This window comes from Serpentinicella alkaliphila, from assembly GCF_018141405.1.
GTDB lineage: Bacteria > Bacillota > Clostridia > Peptostreptococcales > Natronincolaceae > Serpentinicella > Serpentinicella alkaliphila.
Map to the genome: position 1 here is coordinate 2,869,137 of NZ_CP058648.1, position 15,321 is coordinate 2,884,457.

Annotated in this window: 17 protein-coding genes and 1 riboswitch; all 17 genes read right to left on the minus strand. The window is 33.1% G+C overall.

Annotated elements, in window-relative coordinates:
* Positions 1-12: 12 nt before the first annotated feature.
* The 17 genes from rpoD to HZR23_RS14745 all read right to left on the minus strand — a co-directional run bounded on the left by rpoD (position 13) and on the right by HZR23_RS14745 (position 15,317).
* On the minus strand, positions 13-1,107 hold the full coding sequence (gene rpoD, locus HZR23_RS14665; protein WP_132847352.1) for an RNA polymerase sigma factor RpoD: 1,095 nt from the start codon (positions 1,105-1,107) through the stop codon (positions 13-15).
* Positions 1,108-1,156: 49 nt separating this feature from the next.
* The gene (gene dnaG / locus HZR23_RS14670) at positions 1,157-2,965 is read right to left on the minus strand and encodes a DNA primase (protein ID WP_132847237.1); all 1,809 of its coding nucleotides are present in this window, start codon (positions 2,963-2,965) and stop codon (positions 1,157-1,159) included.
* A 187-nt stretch (positions 2,966-3,152) separates the two neighbouring features.
* Positions 3,153-4,175 carry a deoxyguanosinetriphosphate triphosphohydrolase gene (locus tag HZR23_RS14675; protein WP_132847238.1) on the minus strand — a complete coding sequence of 341 codons (1,023 nt, stop codon included), beginning with the start codon at positions 4,173-4,175 and terminating at the stop codon, positions 3,153-3,155.
* Between the two features lie 207 nt (positions 4,176-4,382).
* Positions 4,383-4,862: a glutathione peroxidase gene (locus HZR23_RS14680; RefSeq protein ID WP_132847239.1), complete on the minus strand. Its 480-nt coding sequence runs from the start codon at positions 4,860-4,862 to the stop codon at positions 4,383-4,385.
* Between the two features lie 102 nt (positions 4,863-4,964).
* On the minus strand, positions 4,965-5,402 hold the full coding sequence (locus tag HZR23_RS14685; RefSeq protein WP_132847240.1) for a MarR family winged helix-turn-helix transcriptional regulator: 438 nt from the start codon (positions 5,400-5,402) through the stop codon (positions 4,965-4,967).
* Between the two features lie 102 nt (positions 5,403-5,504).
* Complete coding sequence (locus tag HZR23_RS14690; RefSeq protein WP_132847241.1) at positions 5,505-6,017, minus strand: flavin reductase; 513 nt, start codon at positions 6,015-6,017, stop codon at positions 5,505-5,507.
* A gap of 397 nt (positions 6,018-6,414) precedes the next feature.
* A complete protein-coding gene (locus tag HZR23_RS14695) occupies positions 6,415-6,906 on the minus strand; it encodes a MogA/MoaB family molybdenum cofactor biosynthesis protein (RefSeq protein ID WP_132847242.1) in 492 nt (163 codons plus the stop codon).
* On the minus strand, positions 6,903-7,358 hold the full coding sequence (locus HZR23_RS14700; RefSeq protein ID WP_132847243.1) for an MOSC domain-containing protein: 456 nt from the start codon (positions 7,356-7,358) through the stop codon (positions 6,903-6,905). The genes HZR23_RS14695 and HZR23_RS14700 overlap by 4 nt, the downstream gene beginning before the upstream one ends.
* Positions 7,355-7,834 carry a cyclic pyranopterin monophosphate synthase MoaC gene (gene moaC / locus HZR23_RS14705; RefSeq protein WP_132847244.1) on the minus strand — a complete coding sequence of 160 codons (480 nt, stop codon included), beginning with the start codon at positions 7,832-7,834 and terminating at the stop codon, positions 7,355-7,357. Before moaC ends, HZR23_RS14700 begins: the two co-directional genes overlap by 4 nt.
* A gap of 2 nt (positions 7,835-7,836) precedes the next feature.
* Positions 7,837-8,799: a GTP 3',8-cyclase MoaA gene (gene moaA, locus HZR23_RS14710; RefSeq protein ID WP_132847245.1), complete on the minus strand. Its 963-nt coding sequence runs from the start codon at positions 8,797-8,799 to the stop codon at positions 7,837-7,839.
* The gene (locus HZR23_RS14715; RefSeq protein WP_132847246.1) at positions 8,800-10,716 is read right to left on the minus strand and encodes a molybdopterin biosynthesis protein; all 1,917 of its coding nucleotides are present in this window, start codon (positions 10,714-10,716) and stop codon (positions 8,800-8,802) included.
* A 16-nt stretch (positions 10,717-10,732) separates the two neighbouring features.
* Positions 10,733-11,962 carry a molybdopterin molybdotransferase MoeA gene (locus HZR23_RS14720; protein ID WP_132847247.1) on the minus strand — a complete coding sequence of 410 codons (1,230 nt, stop codon included), beginning with the start codon at positions 11,960-11,962 and terminating at the stop codon, positions 10,733-10,735.
* A gap of 31 nt (positions 11,963-11,993) precedes the next feature.
* Entirely contained in the window at positions 11,994-12,683 is a 690-nt protein-coding gene (locus tag HZR23_RS14725; protein ID WP_165913576.1) for an ABC transporter ATP-binding protein, read from the minus strand.
* Complete coding sequence (locus tag HZR23_RS14730; RefSeq protein WP_243098142.1) at positions 12,655-13,377, minus strand: ABC transporter permease; 723 nt, start codon at positions 13,375-13,377, stop codon at positions 12,655-12,657. The genes HZR23_RS14725 and HZR23_RS14730 overlap by 29 nt, the downstream gene beginning before the upstream one ends.
* 17 nt (positions 13,378-13,394) lie before the next feature.
* The gene (locus HZR23_RS14735; protein ID WP_132847249.1) at positions 13,395-14,225 is read right to left on the minus strand and encodes a substrate-binding domain-containing protein; all 831 of its coding nucleotides are present in this window, start codon (positions 14,223-14,225) and stop codon (positions 13,395-13,397) included.
* 72 nt (positions 14,226-14,297) lie between these two features.
* Positions 14,298-14,415, minus strand: a riboswitch (molybdenum cofactor riboswitch).
* Complete coding sequence (locus tag HZR23_RS14740) at positions 14,415-15,095, minus strand: HesA/MoeB/ThiF family protein (RefSeq protein ID WP_132847250.1); 681 nt, start codon at positions 15,093-15,095, stop codon at positions 14,415-14,417. It overlaps the preceding riboswitch by 1 nt.
* The gene (locus tag HZR23_RS14745; RefSeq protein ID WP_132847251.1) at positions 15,096-15,317 is read right to left on the minus strand and encodes a MoaD/ThiS family protein; all 222 of its coding nucleotides are present in this window, start codon (positions 15,315-15,317) and stop codon (positions 15,096-15,098) included.
* Between the last annotated feature and the right edge of the window lie 4 nt (positions 15,318-15,321).

The following is a 15,321-nucleotide window of genomic DNA, read 5'->3' on the forward strand; positions in this document are numbered from 1 at the left end:
TTTTATGTTCTATTATTCTAAATAATCCTTTAGTTTTTTACTTCTACTTGGATGTCTTAGTTTTCTCAAGGCCTTTGCTTCTATCTGTCGAATTCTCTCACGTGTGACTTCAAATTTCTTACCAACCTCTTCAAGAGTTCTAGCTCTTCCGTCATCAAGTCCAAATCTTAATCTCAACACTTTTTGTTCTCTAGGTGTTAAAGTATCTAAAACATCTACCAACTGCTCTTTTAATAAAGAGAACGCAGCAGCTTCAGCTGGTGCAGGAGCATCCTCATCTGGTATAAAGTCCCCTAAATGGCTGTCTTCTTCTTCACCAATTGGAGTTTCTAAAGATACAGGCTCCTGTGCTATTTTTAATATTTCTCTAACTTTATCTTCAGAAATGTCCATTTCAGTTGCTATTTCTTCAGGTTTAGGTTCTCTACCTAACTCTTGTAATAATTGTCTAGAAACTCTTATTAATTTATTAATAGTTTCAACCATATGAACAGGGATTCTTATAGTTCGGGCTTGATCTGCAATAGCTCTTGTAATAGCTTGTCTTATCCACCAAGTTGCGTAAGTACTAAACTTATATCCTTTACGATAATCAAACTTTTCAACTGCTTTAATTAGTCCTAAATTACCTTCCTGAATTAGATCTAAGAATAGCATTCCACGTCCTACATAACGTTTAGCAATACTTACAACTAGACGTAGATTTGCCTCAACTAATTTTTTCTTAGCATCCTCATCTCCATCTTCCATTCGTTGTGCTAATGCAATTTCTTCTTCTCCAGTTAGCAATGGTACTTTACCTATTTCTTTTAAATACATTCTAACTGGATCATCAATATTAATACCCTTTAAAAAACTTAAGTCCTCTTCAATATTCTCATCAGGAATATCCTCTTCTAAATCAACTTCTAAATCAACCTCTAAATCAATGTCAGAATCAAGATCAAGCTCTTCTTTTTCTCCAACCACATCAATACCCATAGTAGCTAAATGCTCATATAATTCATCTATTTGATCCTTATCAATATCAACATTGTCAAAGGTATTCATAATTTCAGTATAAGTAATCATACCTCTTTTTTTGCCTTTTTCTATCAGCTTATCCATCGATTCTTTATTAATATCTTTTGTATCGCTCAAACCAATTCCCTCCCCTCTATGACCTCAATTTCTGAACTTCTCTATTAATATCCATAATCTTTATACTAATTTCCAACAACTTACTATCAACCTCTTCCTTACGTAAATTAATATCATTGCTTATTTCTTTTTGTCTATCTTGTAATATATTTAACTCATATAGGAGTTTATATCTTCTCAAATTAAGTACGTATTGTTCTAAAGCTTTATTCATATCTATATGACTTATATCTGTTTCTAAAATATTTTTTATTAAGTCTGTATATTCTGTTAAATTTTGTTTTATTCTTTCAAAATCTTGACTTTCATATATTATTTCTACAATAGCCTGATGTTCTGCCAATAGAAAATCATCAGAATTAATTTTCTTTGCAATGTCAATGATCGCATTTGGATATGTCAACATATATTTAACAAGTTGTTTTTCTGCTATTATATGTCCCTTCTGTTCTGGTATAGGAACTGATTCAATATATTTATTATTATTTCTTTTGTTACTATAACTATACTTTTTATCGTGATTTGGATTAAATATTGCTTTATTTCCATATAATTCATGATTTAAAGCGTCAATAGATATTCCTATTTCTTGACATATTTTATTAATATAAACTTCTTTTTCTATTGAACTCTCAATTTCCTTTATTATTTTGACAACTTCTTTACCTATTTTTATTTTCTCTTCAGGTACATTTAAGTTATACTTTTGTTTAACTAAATGTATTTTATAGTCAATTAGAGTCATCGCCTGATTTATTAAATCTTCAAAAGCTATTTTTCCATATTGTTTTACATATTCATCAGGATCTTTTTTATCAGGTAGTAAAACAACTTTTAAATTTATGTCTATTTCCTTTAGTAAATCTATACCCCTCGATGTTGCAGTTGTACCAGCTACATCTCCATCAAAACAGATGACAACTTCCTGGCAATATCTTTTTAATATATTCCCGTGTTCCTTAGTAAAGGATGTCCCTAGTGTTGCCACAGTGTTTTTTATTCCTAACTGATACAGAGATATTACATCTGTATAACCCTCTACAACTATTATCTGATTATTTTTAACATGCTTTCTAGCAGAATTTAAATTATAAAGTATCTTTCTTTTATTAAATATATCAGTCTCTGGGGAGTTTAGATACTTCGGTAAAGAGTCATCCAAAACTCGTCCACCAAAGGCTACTACATTGCCTCTAACGTCGAAAATTGGAAACATTACTCTATTTCTAAATCTATCGTAGAACCCATTATTTTTATTTCTTACGATCAATCCGCACTTTTCGAGTTCATCTTCAGTGTAACCTGTTTTAGTCAAATACTCTAATAAAAGGTTCCAACTATTACTTGCATAACCTAAACCAAAGTGACTAATCGTCTGTATTGAAAACCCTCTATTAATTAGGTATTTGAGAGCGGGATTTCCCCTTTCCTTTAAATTATTATAGAAGAATTTGGCTGCAACTTTACTAATTTCATAAAGCTTATTTTTTCTATTATTAGCCTCACTACCTTGCTTATTCAATTGTTCAGTCTCAATCTTCATATTAACACGCTCTGCTAAAAATTTTACAGCATCTATAAATTCTAAATTCTCTATTTTCATAACGAAATTTAAAACATCTCCAGCCTCACCACAACCAAAGCATTTAAAAATCTGCTTGTCTCTACTTATAACAAAGGATGGTGTTTTCTCATTATGAAATGGACAAAGTGCCTTATATGAATGTCCTGTAGATTTAACATGTACATATGAAGAAATCACGTCAACAATTTCATTTCTTTCCTTAACTTCGTCAATTAAATGTTCTGGAAAAGCATTTTCCATATTACTACTCCTAAACTAAAACAACTTATTTGAATTACTATACTATTTCTTCCTTTTTACCAAATTTCCTTCTTATTTTGATTAATTTCTTATGTAATAAAAACTATTGAAACAAATATACTCAGGCATAGTTAGATTTAATTCGTCACAATACGACAAAAGTCCTGCTTTTTTATTAATTTTTTTTCTACATTTTACTATTAATATTTTCAGGAAAAGGAATTACTTTATTTTGGAACAATTTTATAGCATAACTATCAGTACACATTGCAATAAAATCCGTTACTACTCTATTTAGATTTTCACCATTAACCGACTTTAAGTATAACTCAGGTAGCAAATTTGGATAGTTAATAAAATACTTGTATAAAAATTCAACTATATACGTTGCTTTTTCCTTCTCTACTGTACATAATTCTCCATTATATACATTTTTAAACATAAATTCTCTTAGTTTACTCATCTTTTCATAAACTACATGACTTTGAGTAATTATTATGTCTTCTTCTTTCTCTAATTGCTTTTTAGTTTCCTTTATAATATCATGTACAAACGTATTGACTCTTAAGCTATGCGTATCTCCCAAAACCTCAAGAATATCTCTTGGTATATCATCTTTTCTTAAGATTCCTGCACTAATACTATCCTGTATATCATGACAAAGATATGTAACTCTATCAATTAGCTTAACTAATTTACCTTCAAGAGTAAAAGGTATACCTTCACCAGTATGGTTCAATATACCATCCCGAACTTCCATCGTAAGATTCAAACCTTTCCCTTCCCTCTCTAGAACATCAATAACCCTTAAACTTTGTTCATTATGTTTGAAGTGGCCTGTTAGTCTATTGAGAACCTCTTCCCCACTATGTCCGAAGCAAGTATGACCCAAATCATGACCCAAGGCAATAGCCTCTACCAGGTCTTCATTTAATTTAAGAGCCCTAGCTATAGTTCTAGCAATTTGGCTTACCTCCAAAGTATGTGTTAGTCTAGTTCTAAAACTATCATACTTAATTATATATACTTGTGTTTTGCCCTTTAGTTTTCTAAAAGATTCACTGTGAATTATCCTGTCTCTATCCTTTTGATAGCACGTCCTTATATCACATTCCTCTTCAACAACCTGCCGTCCCTTTGATTCCTCACTTAGCTGTGCAAATGGAGATAAATTATACTTTTCAAACGTCTCAGTTTCTTTCCTATACATCCGATTTACCAGCTCCTTTACGATAACTAATAATATTATATATACGATAAATTTTTACAATTTCCTCTATTAATTTACCCATATTATATATTTAATTACTATAAAAACAATATTTTATTATCAAGCTTTAATAACGAAAAATGATTAATAAAAAGCAGGTATTTTAAGTACCTGCATAATATATTAGTGAGTCAAAAAGAACCGTCCCTATTGACTCAAAAGTTTTTCTATATCTTCTTTAATTTTTAATGGTGATGTAGTAGGTGCATATCTATTTATTACATTTCCTTTAGAATCTATAAGAAATTTTGTAAAGTTCCATTTGATCTCCTTACTAAATAAAGATTTTGCTTTGCTTTTTAAGTATTTATATAATGGGTGAGCATTTTTTCCGTTTACTTCAATTTTTTCAAACATCGCAAATGTAACTCCATAATTTATTTGACAGAATTGATAGATTTCTTCATTACTGCCTGATTCCTGCTTAGCAAATTGATTACATGGAAATCCTAGTATCTCTAATCCCTTATCCTTTAGCTCTTGATAGAGTAATTCTAGGTCCTTAAACTGAGGGGTTAGCCCACATTTACTAGCAGTATTTACAACTAACACTACTTTACCTTCGTACTCCTTCATACTTATTTCTTCACCAAAAATACTTTTTGCAGAGAAATCATAAAAGTTCATTAAATAATCCCCTTTCTGTTTGTAAAAATTCTATTTTTATAAATTTAATTTTGTACAATTAAATTAGTTTTAAATAAAGTCAAACTCCTTACGGAATTTAACTTATTCATTTGGTGTATTTAATAACAGCTGATCTAGAAGTTGTTTTAATAATATAAGTTTTTCTTCGTCTCCCTTATAATTACAATAGATTTTTTCAGGAACTTCTAATATTTCATCCTTAAGAAGTAAGCCCTTATTGGTTACTTCTATAGTTACATTTCTATCATCGTCTTTATTTCTATATTTAATAATTAATCCCATGGCCTCAAGCTTTTTTACAACAGGAGTGAGTGTGCCGGAATCCAAATGTAATCTTTTAGCTAATTCCTTAAACATAATTTTTTCTTCTTCCCATATTACTAACATAGTTACATACTGGGTATATGTTAAGTTAAATTTATCTAATAACGGTTTATATTTCTTTATTACTTCTCTTGACAAAGCATATAAAGGAAAACATATTTGATTTTGTAATTTAATTTTATCGTATTTATTCATAGTTTTACCTTCTTATTAATTCTATTAAATTTGATTTAATCAAATCAATTTGTATTATAATACTAAATTCTAAAACGAAAAATGTCAATCTATAATTATTAATTACTGCTCTTTAATTACTATCTTCTCTACTTCTGCTATGTATAGGGTATGATAATCTTTATTTGGATACCACTTATTATCTAGTTCAGTATCTATAAAACTTTCTGAATTGAACTCCTGAGAGTATATTTTCCTGCAGACAATTGCCATATTTCCTTCTTCAAAATATGGTGTGTTGTTTAAATGTTTAATCGTTAAATTTGCTTTTGAAATCTTATCTTCATTTCTACCTGATACCGTCCCTAAATAACTAAGTTGTTTTCTGAAGGATTCATCAAAAAATGTTAACGAAAATGTATCTGAATTATCTACAAAGCTTTTAGTATAACGTTGTGGCCTTATAACAATATATACTACATTTTTATTAAACATAAAACCAAAGCCACCCCAAGAAGCAGTCATAGTATTTACTTTACTATCATATTCAGCGGTAATAAGCATCCATTTTTCACCTATAAGTTTAAAAGTACTTTCATTTAATTCTCCAGGTTTGATTTCTTTATATGTACTCATAATCTACCAATCTCCTTCCAAATAATTTGATTTTATAATTATATTTTTTCTTTATTATGTATTATATATAACATTATAATACTTTAGCTTTATGATAACTAGTGGCTAATAAATCCCGAAAAATACCTCTAACTATTTTGGGTATGATATAAACCGATAATACTGGTGAAGGGCACTATAAGTCCATAGGCTTTAATAATACTTAGATTGTGAAAAATGTAATGACTGCATTGTGTCTATAGAAAAGTTCAAGAAAATACTGAAAGAGGTTAATAAACTAAAGTAATAAATATAAGGTAGCTATTTAAAAGAAACAGAGTACTGCCTGAAATCCTCTATAAGACAGCACTCTTGTTTTATTACTTCTTTAATTCTTAATCTCCTAATGATTAACGTTCTACCTAGCACATTCATTTGCATTTGCATTTAATATATCTAGGCCATGTTTTAGTGCCTCTAAAATTACTGTCAGGCTCTCTTTCACCGCTTTAGGGCTGCCAGGCATATTAATAATTAGCGTCTTATTTCTAATTCCAGCCCTTGCTCTAGATAGCATAGCTTTTTTGGTAATTGTCATAGAATAGGCACGCATTGCTTCTGGTATACCCGGCGCCTCTCTATGTATAACAGAAAGGGTCGCCTCTGGAGTAACATCTCTGATGGAAAAACCAGTTCCTCCAGTTGTTAATATTAAATGATACCCGTCAATATCCGCCATACGAATCATAGTGTCTGAAAGTTGATTTAGCTCATCAGGAACAATTACTTTCTCCTTGACAATATACCCTGCCTCTATCATAATCTCGCTTATAAGGTCTCCGCTTCGATCTACCCTTTCACCCTTAGAACCTTTGTCACTGGCAACTATAATCCCGACAGAATATATCATAGTGAATCCCCACTCAATACGGTTATTTCATCATTACAAACAACTTTCCCACCATTTAAAACTCTAGTAAATATCCCTTGGGTTGGCATAATACACTGACCAACTTGTTGTTGTATGGCACATCCATGGTGACATTCCTTACCAATCTGGGTAACCTCATGCAAAGAATCCCCAATTTTTAATTTAGTTCCTACAGGGAGTTTCCAAAGTTCTAAGCCTTCAGTTGTAATATTCTCTGCAAACTTACCAGTGCAGAGGCCCTTAGCCCCTAATTCCCTCATTTTGTCAACACTTTCATTAGCTAATAAACTCACCTGACGATGCCATTTTCCACCATGTGCGTCTCCCTCAAGTCCGAAGTCCTGAATGAAATTACCTTCAGGTATAGTTTTTTTAGGAACACCTTTAATTTCACTAATATTAATGGCTATAACCCTACCTTTTATCATCATTCTTCCCCCCTCAAATAATGGCCACTTTTTCCGCCTAGTTTTTCTATTAGTCGAATATTCTCAATAACCATATTCTTATCAACTGCTTTGCACATATCGTAAATCGTCAAAGCTGCTGTGGTTACTGCTGTAAGTGCTTCCATTTCAACTCCAGTTTTACCAACGGTACTTACAGTAGCTGTGATGTTTACTGCACTATTTTTTGAATCTAGCTCAAATTTTAAATCAGCACCTGAAATAAAGATGTTATGACACATGGGTATCAAATCACTGGTCTTTTTAGCACCCATAATACCCGCTATCTGTGCAACTGAAATTACATCACCTTTTTTATGTGTTCCATTAACAACCATATTAAATGTATCTTCTGACACATTAATAGTTCCTTTTGCTACTGCTACACGCTTAGTATCAGCTTTATCGTCAACAGATACCATTTTTGCTTTGCCACTTTCGTTAAAATGTGTAAATTCCATGTTTACCCCCCTATTCCGACCATATTTCTTAAAACAGGTATAAATTCTGTATCATTTATATAATGTTGGTCAGGTTTGTTAAAAATAAGGTCCTCTAAATATGACAGTAGTTTATTTGCATCTAATTTCAATGCCTCTTTTATATCAATCTCCCGATTAGAATGAAGGCATAGTTTTAACTTCCCATCAGCAGTTAGCCTAATACGATTACAGCTATTGCAAAAATGATCTGAAATAGAGCTGATAAAACCAACTTTACCTTGGTTATCTTTCTTTATGAAGTATTCCGCAGGCCCATTATAAACCGAGTCCTGAGATTCAAATAAATCCATATAACGGTCTATAAGAACTTGATTAGAGATAAATTTCTGCTTATTCCAAGTAGCAACTTCGCCTACAGGCATTAATTCAATAAATCGTACTTCCACATGCTCATCAGCCAATCTTATAAAATCCATAATTTCATCAGTATTAAAGTGATTTATAACAACAACGTTGATTTTTATTGGAAGCAATCCAGCCTCTTTGGCTGCCCCTATACCATTAATAACTTCCTCAAAATTTCCACCTCTTGTAATCTTCTTATATTTTACAGGGTTTAATGTATCTAGACTAATATTAACACGATTTAGTCCAGCTTCCTTTAACTTTTGTGCGTAGTCCTTAAGCAATACACCATTTGTAGTAATCGACAAATCCTTTACTTCTCGCATACTACCAATTGTCTTTACCAAGTCTAAAATCCCTCTTCTTACTAAAGGTTCTCCGCCCGTTAATCTCACCTTATTAACTCCCAGCTTCGTCATTGCTTCAACTAATTTGGTATAGGATTCTATTCTTAAAATTTCATTATGCGATTTTTTATCAACACCGTCTGCTGGCATACAATATTGACACTTTAAGTTGCAAAGGTCTGTTACGGATAAACGTAAGTAATTAATTTCCCTATTATATTGATCCTTCATCTATGTACCACCTACTTCTATTGTTGACATATGGAATCCTTCGAGTTCATAACCGCCTATACTTTTTAGATGATTTATAAATTCCGTATTTTGAATCTTTTCTAGAAAATATTGAACCCTTGGATCATTGATATATTCATGTGGAATAATAAAATCATAATCCTCTAATGCAACTGGTATGAATTCTAATCCCATTAGATTAGCCACAGACTGAATACCTAATCCTACATCGGAATTTCCACTTAATACAGACAAAGCGACGCTAGTATGAGTTGTTAATTCTGTATCATAGCCATTTATTAATCTTGATTCGTACTTTTCTTTCTTTAATATATAGTCAAGCAGTACGCGAGTTCCAGAACCCCTTTGTCTATTAGCAAATAGTACATCTTTATCAAATAAGTCCTTTATCTCTTTAATATTCTTTGGATTACCTTTGTTAACATAAAAACCCTGCCATCTTTTAATTCCTTTTAATAGGTGAATTTTCTCACCCTTTAAGTATTTATTAATAAATCCCATATTATATAAGCCAGTTTCTTCATCTAATAAATGTGTCGGAGCAATATGAGTCTCTCCTTTCCTAACTGCCATTATCCCACCTAAACTTCCAACATGGGCAGAGGAAACAGTATAGCCATCTCTTGCTTTAGACATAAAATCATTTAAATAATCCATTAAAATATCATGACTTCCTATTGATACTAAGGAACGATCAATTAAATCTACTGGCTTTAATAGCTCTACTTCTACTATTGCACCCGCTTCATATCCTTCTGATGCCTTAGGAATTCTCAATAACCCATCAGCATTAACAAGAGACATAGTCGCTCCGGCACCACGATTTAATGGTGTAGCTATTCGTTTTTCACCAACTTTTCCAACCTTCATCCTTACGATTTCTTCATGCTTTAATGCGGAAACTATTCTTTTAGACAGGGTTACTTCAATTTTCACGTCCTCTTTTTTTGCTAAATTTGGGTTTAAAAGTGGAAGCACAAAGGTTTTAAAGGCTATATATGCTGAAACCGGATAACCAGGTATACCAATAACTGGTTTGCCAGCTATTTTCCCTATAATTGTAGGTTTTCCTGGTTTAATCGCAATACCATGAATGTATACATCTCCTAATTCCCTAATTAAACTCACAGTGTAATCCTCTGAACCAGCAGAAGATCCTGCATTGATGACGGTTATATCATTTTCCTCAACTGATTTTAATATAGCCTTCCTTAATTTATCTATTTCATCAGGTACTGGATCGTAGCGATTTGGTATCCCGTTTGTTTCTTTTACCATACTTTCGAAAACCCTGGAGTTTGAATCAATTATTACACCTGGCTTCAAAGACTCTCCAGGATTAACAATTTCTGTTCCAGTTGGAATAATCCCAACAGTTTTTAGCTTGTATACCTCTAATTCTAAAACCCCACCGCTAATTAAAGCTCCAATATCCACTGGAGTTATACGGTAATTGGATGTTAAAATCATATCACCACAGGCTATATCCTCCCCAACAACTCGAACATTCTCCCAAGGATAGACAGATTTAATTGTTCCAATCTGACCTTCACCTTTTGGGATTACATCTTCAATCATTAATACAGCATTAAAACGTTGATCTATATAATCTCCTGTATCCACATACATGAAATCTGCACCCTCACATAAAATTACCTCATTCCTTTCATGAGCACCATAAGTGGATTCAGCCTTCAGAGCGATACCATCCATAGCAGAGGCATTATAATGGGGATTTGAAATAGTTGCAAATATAGGTTCTTTCGTTATTCTTCCTAAGCAATTGAAAACTGAAATAACTTCTGACTCCTCGTATAATGGCTTAATAAATTGGCTTCTTAGTATTTTTTCTGCCTCTTCTAAATCTACAGTATCTAAATATACATTTCTTTTCATCCCATATCCCATCCTTCTATTCAAACATATATACCCTTAGAGGGGTTCCCACCTCTATACCTTCTTTCTCCATAGGTATCCTTATATACCCTTCTGCTTTCGACAAAAGTGAAACCATACCTGATTTTCCATTCACTGGATAAGCTATATATCCAGTATCAGTTTCATCTAGGGTGACCATGTAGTAAACCTCCCTACCAGAGGAAACATGGGCTTGAAATCCTGAAGTAGCCACCATATAACGTTCTTTTTCACTAGACTTTAACAATATTTCTCTAATAAAGGGCTCAACAATTGCCTTATATGAAATCATGCATGATGCTGGGTGACCTGGTAATCCAAATACAGCTTTATTGTTTACTCTTGCTATAATGGTTGGTTTTCCTGGCTTTATTGCTACACCATGAACTAAAACACCTGGCTGTCCTAATTGATTTATTATATCTGGAGTCATATCCTTTGTCCCAACAGAACTACCTCCAGAAACCAACAGAACATCAGAGACAGCTAAGGCCTCCTCCATATGTTTTTTTAATAACTCTGAATCATCTTCAACCATATTTATATATGTAACCTCACAACCGATAGACGTTAGCATGGATTTCAAGCCATAGGTATTAACATCTCGTATCTCACCGATTTCAGGAATCTTCCATATATCCACCAATTCATCACCTGTTGAAAGTATAGAAACCTTCGGTCTTCGATAAACCTCTACTTCACTATAGCCAAGGGCAGCTAATACACTAATATGTTGAGTTTTTATAACAGTTCCCTCCGTCAATACAACCTCATTATTCTTCACATCATCACCAACTGATATGATGTTTTCTAAAGGTGCTGCGGGGCGATAAACCATAACTTCCTCTAAAATTTGTTCTGTATTTTCGATCATACAAACACAATCAGCACCATTTGGCACAACTCCACCAGTCGGAACATGGACAGCCTCATATTCTTTAACGTACAAATCTGTTCCAGCTCCCATTAAAGTCTCACCAATTATCTTTAGGAAAGCAGGCATTGACTCTGAACAACCGATTGTATCTTTTGATCTCATAGCATATCCATCTACTGTTGAGCGTCTAAATGCAGGTATATTCTCTTTAGAAACTAAGTCATTTTTTAGGATTCGTCCACAGGCATCATTAATGCCAACTAACTCTCCTTCATTTCTAGCATTCTTGAATTCAGTAATTAATAATGCATGTACTTCCTCTCGTTTCATAACTGTAAACATATCCATAATCTACACCCCAAACCTTTTATAATCAAGTCTAAAACATATGCAGCTTAGTCTTTTCTCCTACACTCTTCATAACATAATTTTGACTACAGGCTACTAAATTCCTGTCCTTCAAAAGGGATACTTGTTTACATACTCTCATTGCCTGATTAATGTTATGAGTCACTAAAATAATATTGACTTCCGTTCCCTGTTGATATTCCATTAATATCTCCTCAAGAAATTCTACAGTTTCAGGGTCGATATTTGCCGTAGGCTCATCAAGTAGCAATAGCTTTGGTTCAAAAATAATGCCTCTGGCCAAGGCAACCTTTTGCCGTTCACCAGCTGACAAAACCTCTGCTTCCCTATTTCTAAGTTGTTCAATTCCAAACTTTTTTAAAAATGTCTTTACTTTCCCCTCTATACTATCCTTAGAGTATCCCCTGATTTTAAGTGGATAGGCTAAATTTTCAAAGACACTACGTTTGAGCATATATGGTTTTTGACTAATATATGTAATATCTTTAATTAATGAATCAGCATATAGCCTACCATTGTAAAGGATGTCACCATTATAAGACCTATCTAGCCCTGAGAGCATTCTTAATAAAGTTGTTTTTCCAGAGCCATTGTCACCAATTATTCCATTTATAATATTTGTTTTGAATTCAAATTCATTTATAGAGAATATATCTTCTTTCCCATAATTCTTATTTACTTGATTTAACTGAATTTTCATTAACATCACCTGAAATCCTAAGAATAATTGTATTTGTTAATATAGCTATTCCTATGAGGACCATACCCATAGCAATTGATTCAGAGTAATTCCCCATGGAATTATTCATTGCAATAAATGTGGTCATAACTCGTGTATGGCCTTTTATATTACCACCAACAATCATTACTGCCCCCACTTCAGATATACCTCTACCAAAGCCTGTTGTAATTGCAATCGCTATGGTTCTTTTTAGCTCGCTCACTACTAAAATCATCTGGTCTATTTTATTCCCACCTAAAACTAATGACACTTCCCTAATCTCATTACCATATTCCTTAGTTTGGTTGTATATAATACCTGTAATAATAGGTGTTATAAGTATAGTTTGGGCAGCAATCATTGCGAAAGGAGTAAACATCAATTGGTACCCTCCCAAAGGGCCCCGTCTCGATATAATTAGCATAACAAATAATCCAACAACCACCGGTGGCAATGCCATAAATGAGTAGACAAATTTTACAATCGTCTTCTTGAAACGAAAATCAGTTAGTCCTATCAAAGTTCCTAAAAGAATACCAATAACTGATGATATAATTGTTGCTGATAGAGACACAAAAATTGATAGACCGATAATTGAGTAAATTTCTTTATTAAATGATGCTAGTAGATAAAATGCTTCAATAAATCCTTCAAGGATTGTAACCATAATCATTCCAACTTTCTTATATCTTACTTTGCATTAGGAATAAATAAAGATTGTCCAAAAGTATCAACGCCAAATTCTCTAATTAGTTCCTGAGTGCTGTCAGATAAAATCCACTCAACAAATAAATTCGCTCCTTCTGAATTGATTTTATCATTTTTATTTGGGTTGACTGCAATAACTCCATATTGATTAAATAGCAATGAATCACCTTCTAATAGAATTACAGATTCAACTTTATCGACCATACTCAAGTAAGTTGCTCTATCAGTAAGGGTGTAAGCCTCTAGTTCATCTGCCATCATAATTACATCACCCATACCACGACCAGCGGATATATAAAAATCCCCTTGAGCTTCAACATTTAGCTTTTTCCACAAAGATAACTCTTGCTTATGAGTACCAGAATCATCTCCCCTAGAAATGAATTTACTACTGCTATTAATAATTGCTTCAAAACCTTTCAAAACATCTGCCTCAATATCTTTCAGTTTTGCAGGGTCTGAATCTGGACCTATAATAATAAAATCGTTATACATTACATCAAAACGCTCCAACCCATGTCCATCTGCTACAAAGGCCTCTTCTGACGCCTTAGCATGCACTAATAAAACATCAGCTTCTCCATCCATTCCCATTTGAAGTGCTTTTCCACTACCAACAGCCACTACCTTAACTTCTATTCCTGTTTTTTCAGTGAAATCACCTAAAATAGCATCTAGCAGACCGCTATTCTCTGTAGAAGTTGTTGTCGTTAGGATAATCTCTCCCTTTACATCTGTACTCGGACTCGTACTTGGTCTCCCACATCCTACAAGCAGGCTAACTAAAACTAAAAGAATTAAATATTTTTTCATCGTACTATCTCCCCTATTTTTTCTCTCCCCATTGGAATAAACAAAAAACGTCCTTTTGAAAAGCAAAAGAACGTTAGTAAAAAAATTCTTCCTTTCCAAACACGGGAGGCAATTAAATTTCTTTAATTACCCATAGGTCATTCATTCATAGTTTCCCTTAGAATAGAATGACTCGGAATAATTATTTAATTATTTATTAATATTTAATACAAATATCTCATTATCCAATAAGTCGATCATCAATAGCTTTTTACTTAAGGTTTCTCCTAGTCCTAAAAGCACTTTAAGCACCTCAGAAACTTGGAAAGAAGCGATACAAGCCGGTGTAAAGGAAGGGTTTCCTATATTTTTTTCAACCCCTTTACTAACCCTAGTCTTATAAATAGCCGCTAATGTTCGATCCCCAGGCATTATGGTTGTAACCTGACCGTACCATCCCGCTATAGCTCCATGGACTAATGGTATTTTCATTGATTCACAAGCCTTTTCTAGAATAAATCTTGTATCAATAGAGTCTAGCCCATCAACAACAATGTCATGCCCCTCAATTAGACCATTTACATTCCCCTCATTCAGAAAAATTCGAATCCCATTGATCTGAACTTCAGGGTTAACCTGTTTCATACGCTCAATAGCTACTTCAACCTTTCCCCTGTTAATACTTTCGGAAGTTGCAAGGATTTGTCTATTCAGATTTGTCTCATCAAAGACATCTCCATCTATTATCGTTATACTTCCTACTCCTACTCGCGTTAACATCTCAAGAATATAACCACCAAGACCTCCTGACCCAATGATACAAACCTTTTTTTTATCAAGTTTACTCATATCTTCGCTAGAAAATATACCATTTTTTGCATATCTCAGCATTTAACCACCTCCAACCGGTGGAAAAACAGATATATAATCTCCTGAAGTTAAGGTTTGATCAAAGTTTCCGTCCTGACCATTAATTAACAGTATTGCAACATCTTCCTCTGTGATTCCAATCTCACAAAGCAATGAACGAGGCGTTGGTTCCATTTGTTCTAAAACAAGCTTCTTACCTCTACCGTTACGAAATGTTGCAAACAATCGGATTTCTATATTCACAGCT